The sequence below is a fragment of the Anaerotignum sp. genome (assembly GCF_030625865.1).
Lineage (GTDB): Bacteria > Bacillota > Clostridia > Lachnospirales > Anaerotignaceae > Chakrabartyella.
Window position 1 is genome coordinate 23,679 of record NZ_DAOUQB010000030.1, and the last position, 7,952, is coordinate 31,630.

The window sequence follows — 7,952 nt, forward strand, 5'->3', positions numbered from 1 at the left end:
TCCAGATTAACAAGAATTCACAGTTGCCCAACTGTAGACACATATAATTGACAGAATTGAAATACAACTATAAACATTCATTCCTGTAAATATTATAAAAATCAATTTTCTTATTTCATTTTTCCGAATTAAATATGTTTTAGCATACATGATAAAGAAGTATTACGTCAATATATCCCATTAAAAGACTGATAAAGGCTGCATAAGAACATCTAGTTATCTTGCAGATTTTCATGCATTATGATATTATTACGGAAGAAATACCCATAATTTTCAGCTGATTTAACAACTAAACAAGGGGGAAACTGGTATGAATCAAGAACTTTGGAACCAAATTCATAATAAAGATCTATTAAAAGAAGTGAGTAACGGCAAAGAAGTAACATGGGTAAATGAAAATTTAGAAATTACCGAAAAAGCTCTATCAAAAATTAATCTTACCATGAAAGATATTGATGATGCAGAAGCACGCTTGGCTCGTTTTGCACCCTTTATTTTAAAGGTATTCCCTGAAACCGCCCCCGAAAACGGCTTAATTGAATCTCCTTTAACAGAAATCGAAAAAATGAAAACCAAATTAGAAAACGAATTCACAACGACAATACCGGGTAGACTCTTCCTGAAGCAAGACAGTCACCTGGCTATTTCCGGCTCAGTCAAAGCTAGAGGCGGTATTTATGAAGTATTAAAGCACGCTGAAGATTTGGCCATAGAGCACGGTATGATAAAAGAAACAGATGATTACAGCGTATTCGCCTCAGAAAAGTTTAAGGAATTTTTCAGTAAATTTAAAATTCAAGTCGGCTCCACAGGAAACCTTGGTATGAGCATTGGTATTATGAGCGCAGTGCTGGGATTTCATGTGATCGTTCACATGTCAGCGGATGCAAAGCAATGGAAAAAAGATTTACTCCGTAAACGTGGTGCAGAAGTCATCGAATATAATGATGATTACAGCAAGGCAGTTGAAGTTGGACGTAAAGATTCCGATGCTGACCCTACCAGCTATTTTGTAGATGACGAAAACTCCGTTACCCTGTTTTTAGGGTATGCCGTTGCGGCAAAACGATTGAAAGCACAATTTGAAGCACAAGGCATTGTAATTGACGGAGAACACCCTCTTTTTGTATATATTCCCTGCGGAGTTGGCGGCGCACCCGGCGGCGTAGCATTCGGTTTGAAACAATTTTTCGGCAACCATGTTCATGTATTTTTTTTGGAACCCACCCAGGCGCCTTGTATGCTGGTAGGTATGGCATCCGGTTTACAAAACAAAGTAAGTGTGCAAGATTTTGGTCTTTCCGGACAAACCCATGCAGATGGTCTTGCCGTAGGACGAGCTTCCGGCTTTGTTGGCGGTGTCATGACCCATTTGTTATCAGGCATCCTTACCTTAGAAGATTATCATATTTATGACCTAATGCGTGATATTGTGAACTCGGAAGATATCTTCTTGGAGCCTTCCGCTTGTGCATCCTTCTGGGGTCCAATTCAGTTAATGAAGGAATCGGCAACAAAAGCTTATATCGAAAACATGGGCTTAGCACAAAAAATGCCCAATGCAATCCACGTTCCTTGGGCAACCGGCGGCAATTTGGTTCCAAAGGAAATCAGAGAAGAATATATGCATACTCATTTAAAATAAGCAATGCTTTTTCAAACAACAAAAATAGCGGCGGATGCCGCTATTTCACTGTCGATAAAGTTAAAACCTTGAGGGTTTTACCCTTGACCCACTATAAACCGCATAAATATGCGGTTTATACAAAAATTTTTGGTCTTGCTTTTTACAAAAATCAAGCGGGTTTGGGCGGCGCCCAAGGTTTTTCGACACCCTAAAATAGCGGCAAATGCCGCTATTTTTTATTTTCTTTATTATTATTTACATTGCATGTATTTATTTTTTATTGAAAAGACCTGTAAAATCAAAGGTAGCAAAATAGTCCTCAGGAGTTTCCCCACGACGCAACAAAGCAACCTCTCCACTTTCCTTTAAAAGAAGTTCGGCGGAACGTAATTTACCATTATAGTTATAACCCATGGAATGACCGTGAGCCCCGGTATCATGGAAATAAATAATATCACCTATTTCAATTTCCGGAAGCATACGATCTATGGCAAATTTATCGTTATTTTCGCAAAGACCCCCAGCCACGTCATATTTATGGTCACGGGGCTTGTCCTCTTTTCCCAATACGGTAATATGGTGATATGCGCCATACATGGCAGGTCGCATTAAATTTGCAGCACATGCATCCAAGCCTACATATTCCTTATAAATATGTTTTTCATGAATGGCTGTTGCCAGAAGACTTCCATAAGGAGCAAGCATAAACCGTCCCATTTCTGTGAAAATTGCTACATCTTCCATACCCTCCGGCACAAAAACTTCCTCATAAACCTTTCTTACCCCATCGCCGATGGCCATAATATCGCAAGCTGTATCTTCCGGATAGTAGGGAACCCCAACACCTCCGGAAAGGTTAATAAAAGCAATATGAATATCCAATTCTTTTTTCAGTTCTACCGCCAATTCAAATAAAATTTTAGCCAACATAGGATAATAGGTATTGGAGCTTGTACTGCTGGCTAAAAAAGAATGAATGCCAAAATGTTTTGCACCCTTCTCTTTCAGAATACGGAATGCTTCTTTCATCTGTTGTTTGGTCATACCATATTTTGCATCCCCAGGGTTATCCATGATTCCGTTGGCAACTTGAAAAAGCCCGCCGGGATTGTATCTGCAACAAACCGTTTCGGGAATTTTTGCTAACTTCTCAAAATAAGCAATATGAGTAAAATCATCAAAGTTAATGGTTGCCCCAAGCTCATTTGCCAAAATAAAATCTTCCGCAGGGGTCATATTAGAAGAAAACATAATTTCTTCCCCCCTAAAACCCACGGCCTCAGCCAACTTAAGCTCTGTAAATGAGGAACAATCCGCACCACAGCCCTCTTCTTTTAAAATTTGTAAAATACCAGGTGTGGGGGTTGCTTTTACCGCAAAATATTCTTTAAACCCCTTATTCCAAGAAAAAGCTCGATTTACCTTTCGGGCATTTTCTCGAATTCCTTTTTCATCGTAAAGATGAAAAGGCGTGGGGTATTGTTCAATTATTTTTTTTGCCTGATCCAAAGTAACAAAAGGTGTTTTCATTTGTAATTTAACTCCTTCTATGATAAAATTTGCTTTCAATTATAACAAACTATTCAAACCTTTGCAATGATACAATAATAAAAACCCAAGGATTTCTGGGTATCTCAGAACAAAACGGTTCCTCTTATTACAAAAGAGGTGTATAATATGAACGTGTTAATCCAATTGACAAGCATTAAAAACATACTAATGTTTCAAAGTTTTTCCAAGGAAGTTATGAAAAATCGCCATTACTTCCCAAAATCAATCCTTTTTTGAGAGGTTTTTTATGAGAGATTATTTGCGGCAATTAAAAAAAATAAGACTATCTCCCGATATTATTTTATTTGACCTATTTAAAACAATTTTAGTGTTCCTTATTTCAACCGCATTTGCATTGTGTGTTGTTGAAATGAAAGTAATTAGCAATAATATTTTTGGGGTATACATGCTTGGTGTGGCTGTTACCTCAGTCATAACCAGCGGTTATACTTGGGGAATACTCGCCTCCTTAGGGGGCGTTGTAGCCGTGAATTTTTTCTTTACCTTCCCTTATTTTGCCATAAACTTTTCTATGTCGGGCTATCCCATTACTTTTGCACTCCTTCTTTTTATGTCTGTTTTAACAAGTGCATTAACCACGAGGGTAAAAAAAGCCGCTCTCCTTTCCGCCATGCGAGAAAGCAGAGCCGAAAACTTGACAAAGATGAGCAATGCCTTGTTGTCAGCCAACACCCTTCATAAAATAATGGAAACCACCCTTGAATTTTTTGCACATTCCAACCAATGCAGTGTTGTTGCCTATTTGGGCAACCCCACCGCTCCGGAAATAAAACTGTTTAACACTTTAGAAAATCAGGACGAACTCATTTTTAACAGCCCTTTGGAATTACAAATAGCCCTTGACGCCTACACCAAAAATGAAATTTGCGGTGTAGTTTTGGAATCTAAAGTTCAAAATTGCAAAGGTACCTATATCCCCATTTCCGCAGACAATAAGGTTTATGGGGTCATTGGTCTCCTTTTCGAAAATCCTGACTTCATTTTGTTGGATGCATTCAAATTTTCAGATATTATGATCTTCCAAACCATCTTGGCTTTAGAAAGGCAGTCTGTTGAGGAAAAGGCGCAGCAAATTCTTTTAGAAAAAGAAAAAGAAAAAATGCGCAGCAATCTTTTGCGTGCTGTCTCCCATGATTTGCGTACACCACTAACCTGTATCTTGGGTGCCAGTACAACTTTACAGGAAAACAAAGACAAGGTAAACGAGGAAATATTTGATCGGTTGCTTAGTGACATTCATCACGATGCCCAATGGCTTATTCACATGGTGGAAAATCTGCTCTCTATTACAAAAATCAGCAGTGACGATGCAAAAGTGAAAAAACAGGATGAAATTGTTGAGGAAGTTGTTTCTGAATCTGTTTCCAGAATTCATAAAAGGTTTCCCAACGCTGCCATACACGTTTCCGTTCCTAACGAAGTATTAATTGTGCCAATGGATGCAACATTAATTGAACAAGTCTTAATTAACTTGATGGAAAATGCTATCCGACACTCAGAAACATCCCTTCCCATATGGCTCAAGGTTGCCCAAGAAGATGACGAAGCTTCTTTTACTGTTACGGACTATGGCAAAGGCATTGATCCTATTCGACTATCAACGATTTTTGACGGAAAAAGCACTTCCGTATCGGCAGATTCCAGCCGAGGTCTAGGAATCGGACTATCCATTTGTAAAACAATTATTCTTGCCCATAATGGGAAAATAACTGCAACAAATCATGTTTGTGGGGGGGCAAGCTTCACTTTTGTATTGCCAATGAAAGGAGACTTTGAATATGACGGTGAAAGCAAAAATATTAATTGTAGAGGATGAAGAACCCATCCGCAATTTTATAGAGACAACTTTAAAAGCCAACGAATATGGTGTTATTTGTGCTAAAAACGGGCAAGAAGCCTTATCTATGATTCCATCCCATTGCCCTGATTTAGTCCTATTGGACTTGGGCTTGCCTGATATAGACGGCATTTCCATTTTGAAGCAGCTTAGAACATGGACCTCAACGCCTGTTATTGTTGTATCCGCCCGGGATGATGAAACGGATAAAGTGGAAGCCCTTGATATCGGTGCAGATGATTACATCGTAAAACCTTTTGGAACGTCTGAGCTTATGGCGCGCATCCGTACCGCAATTCGTCACAGCACCAGCATTCATTCAGGAACAACAGAGAATCTTTTTAATGTAAAAGGGCTTAAAATTGATTTTCAAAAAAGACTGGTAACCATAGATGGGAATGAAGTTCATTTGACACAAATAGAATACAAAATTGTTTCGTTATTGGCCAGAAGTGCCGGTCGTGTTTTAACATATGATAATATCATTACAGAGCTATGGGGACCCTATGCCCTAAAAGATAATCAGATTTTGCGGGTAAATATGGCAAATATCAGAAGGAAGCTGGAAAAAAACCCGGCGGCCCCAGAATATATTTTCACAGAGGTGGGTATCGGTTATCGTATGGCTGAGGAATAAAGGTTATATCGTAAATTTGCCAAGGATACAATGTTTAAAAATGTTGTGTCCTATTTTTATCATTAAAAACTTTTCTCTTTTTGTTCTTGTAAAAGTAAAACTAATTCTTTTTGAACTGTTTTTTCGCAAAAAAAATCCCCTTTCGGGGTAAAGAAGCTGTATTATGTACGGGGAATTCTCCCCGTTTAGTGCATTTTCATCTCAAAGCTTTCAATCATTTTTTCATAGCATTCTTGGCATAAATCAAAAGAATCCTGGCGGCCATCCTGGTTTGATAAATATCCCCAAGATTTCTCTGCGTGGAAATATTCCTCCCAAAGCCCTTCTCTCACTAGGGGTATCTCTTTGCCACAGCAATTACAAATCACTTTTGTTACCACTTGGCTTTCCTGTACATTTTTCTCGTATTCCCTCATTCTTCCACCCCCGCTTTTAATTTCTTTTTCGACCTACAACTGCATTTTAACACAAGAGTTTTCATTTTTCTATATGAAACTGTTTCTAATCATGGTATCATATAGAAAGCAAAAAAACCTAAGGTTAAAAATGCTTTGCATTGTTCCATAGGGGTATGGGGAAAGCAGGTTTTCATATGAAACAGCTACAAACAGCTTTACGCCATTGTAATATCTGTCCCAGAAATTGCAATGTCAACCGCATAAATGGTCAAACAGGTTTCTGTCATGCATCCTTACACCCAAAAGTTGCTTTGGTTAGTGCTCATTTTTGGGAAGAACCTCCTATCAGCGGTACAAAAGGCTCAGGAACAATTTTCTTTTCCCACTGCAATCTACGATGTGTTTTTTGTCAAAATCATAAAATTAGTGAAGAAGGGTTCGGAACAGAAATTTCAATAGAACGTTTGGCTGAGATTTTTCTTGAGCAACAGGAAAAGGGACTGCATAATATTAATTTGGTTTCGCCAACTCACTATATTCCTCAAATTTCCATAGCTTTACGCCTTGCAAAAAAGAGCGGGCTTCAAATCCCCGTTATTTATAATTCCAATGGGTATGAATCCATAGAGGGGCTTCGGCAATTGGAGGGACTTGTTGATATTTACCTTCCTGATTTTAAATATTGGGATAAAACCATAGCAAAAGAATACTCCGCCGCTCCAAATTATCCCGCAATTGCGGCTCAAGCCATATTGGAAATGAAAAGACAGGTGCCACAAGATATTTTTGATGAAAACGCAATCATGACAAATGGCCTAATCTTGCGCCATCTTGTGCTTCCCTCTCACTATCAAGACAGCTATCATATTTTGGATTGGATAAAAGAATCTTTGGGTGTGGATACCTATGTCTCCCTCCTTAGCCAGTATACGCCCATGCATCGTGCAAATACAATAAAAACCCTATCCCGTAGGCTAACAACCTTTGAATACCAAAAGGTTACGGAATATTTTTTAAATATTGGACTAAAAAATGGCTTTATGCAAAAAAGAAACTCTGCTACTTCCGAATACACCCCTATGTTTAATCTAGAGGGCGTAGAATAAAGAACGCTTTGATAAAAGAAAGGAGAATACTCATGGTAAGAAAAGAAAAAGTTGTAACAGTAGAAGGTTTAAGAGATGGAAAAGGTACAATAGAAATTCATCATTTCATGGAAAAAGAAGAATTAATGGGTCATGGGTCCATGTATGCTCGTGTTATCGTGAAACCTCACAGCAGTATCGGCTGGCATCAGCATGTTGGAAATACGGAGCCCTATGCAATTATCAAAGGAGAAGGAACTTTTATTGACAACGATGGCTCCAAAACAACGGTTCACCCTGGAGACGTTTGTCTTATTGAAGTAGGTCAGTGGCACTCCATTGAAAATAATACCGATGAAGAAATGGAAATGATCGCTTTAATTATCAACGAAGAAGCAAAATAAATTTCCTATGCTTTCAATGAAACGATTCAACACAATTTCAATTTAGCTTGCTATTGAAAAAAACGAACTTTATTCCAGCTTCAAAAATAGACTTTCGTTTTACGTTTGTAACCGTAACATAAAAATACTAATACAAATGTGGTGATAAATTGAAAAACGAGAAATCTAAACTTTTATTAAATACCTTTGATGGTAGTTTAAAAAAAATAAAGCTTAAGCCGAAATGCGAAAATAGCAGGGTTGAACTAGGCATAAAATATTTTGCTAAAGAGGATATTCCCACCAATGCAACCATTGTTTTTGAACAAGTCATAGCCATTGACTTTGAAGTGAATTGCTTTGATAATTTCATTGGTGCAGAGTTATTTGGACTTTATGAAATTTTTGATCCC

Annotated in this window: 8 protein-coding genes; 6 read left to right on the top strand and 2 right to left on the bottom strand. The window is 38.1% G+C overall.

Annotation, left to right across the window (positions count from 1 at the left end):
• The first annotated feature begins 310 nt into the window (after window positions 1-310).
• Entirely contained in the window at window positions 311-1,645 is a 1,335-nt protein-coding gene (gene dsdA / locus P9Q65_RS09580) for a D-serine ammonia-lyase (RefSeq protein ID WP_304509203.1), read from the top strand.
• Window positions 1,646-1,897: 252 nt separating this feature from the next.
• Here dsdA and P9Q65_RS09585 read toward each other — a convergent pair whose 3' ends face one another.
• Window positions 1,898-3,157, bottom strand: coding sequence for a diaminopimelate decarboxylase (locus P9Q65_RS09585; RefSeq protein WP_304509204.1), 1,260 nt, complete (start codon window positions 3,155-3,157; stop codon window positions 1,898-1,900).
• Window positions 3,158-3,425: 268 nt separating this feature from the next.
• Between P9Q65_RS09585 and P9Q65_RS09590 the strand changes: the two genes are divergently transcribed.
• Both P9Q65_RS09590 and P9Q65_RS09595 read left to right on the top strand, forming a co-directional pair.
• Window positions 3,426-5,015, top strand: coding sequence for an ATP-binding protein (locus P9Q65_RS09590; protein ID WP_304509205.1), 1,590 nt, complete (start codon window positions 3,426-3,428; stop codon window positions 5,013-5,015).
• Window positions 4,978-5,673 carry a response regulator gene (locus P9Q65_RS09595; RefSeq protein WP_304509206.1) on the top strand — a complete coding sequence of 232 codons (696 nt, stop codon included), beginning with the start codon at window positions 4,978-4,980 and terminating at the stop codon, window positions 5,671-5,673. Before P9Q65_RS09590 ends, P9Q65_RS09595 begins: the two co-directional genes overlap by 38 nt.
• Before the next feature lie 185 nt (window positions 5,674-5,858).
• On the opposite strand, the gene P9Q65_RS09600 is transcribed toward P9Q65_RS09595, so the two are convergent.
• Entirely contained in the window at window positions 5,859-6,089 is a 231-nt protein-coding gene (locus P9Q65_RS09600) for a hypothetical protein (protein WP_304509207.1), read from the bottom strand.
• A 176-nt stretch (window positions 6,090-6,265) separates the two neighbouring features.
• On the opposite strand from P9Q65_RS09600, the gene P9Q65_RS09605 reads away from it, so the two are divergent.
• The 3 genes from P9Q65_RS09605 to P9Q65_RS09615 all read left to right on the top strand — a co-directional run.
• The gene (locus P9Q65_RS09605; protein WP_304509208.1) at window positions 6,266-7,177 is read left to right on the top strand and encodes a radical SAM protein; all 912 of its coding nucleotides are present in this window, start codon (window positions 6,266-6,268) and stop codon (window positions 7,175-7,177) included.
• 32 nt (window positions 7,178-7,209) lie between these two features.
• Window positions 7,210-7,560, top strand: a complete 351-nt coding sequence (locus tag P9Q65_RS09610) for a cupin domain-containing protein (RefSeq protein WP_304509209.1) — start codon at window positions 7,210-7,212, stop codon at window positions 7,558-7,560.
• A gap of 149 nt (window positions 7,561-7,709) precedes the next feature.
• Window positions 7,710-7,952: hypothetical protein (locus P9Q65_RS09615; protein ID WP_304509210.1), on the top strand; the 243-nt coding region annotated here is incomplete at its 3' end.

Coding starts and splice junctions, on each gene's coding strand:
- P9Q65_RS09605 (WP_304509208.1), top strand. CDS start 6,266: ATGAAACAGCTACAAACAGCTTTACGCCATTGTAATATCTGTCCCAGA.
- P9Q65_RS09590 (WP_304509205.1), top strand. CDS start 3,426: ATGAGAGATTATTTGCGGCAATTAAAAAAAATAAGACTATCTCCCGAT.
- dsdA (WP_304509203.1), top strand. CDS start 311: ATGAATCAAGAACTTTGGAACCAAATTCATAATAAAGATCTATTAAAA.
- P9Q65_RS09610 (WP_304509209.1), top strand. CDS start 7,210: ATGGTAAGAAAAGAAAAAGTTGTAACAGTAGAAGGTTTAAGAGATGGA.
- P9Q65_RS09595 (WP_304509206.1), top strand. CDS start 4,978: ATGACGGTGAAAGCAAAAATATTAATTGTAGAGGATGAAGAACCCATC.
- P9Q65_RS09585 (WP_304509204.1), bottom strand. CDS start 3,157: ATGAAAACACCTTTTGTTACTTTGGATCAGGCAAAAAAAATAATTGAA.
- P9Q65_RS09600 (WP_304509207.1), bottom strand. CDS start 6,089: ATGAGGGAATACGAGAAAAATGTACAGGAAAGCCAAGTGGTAACAAAA.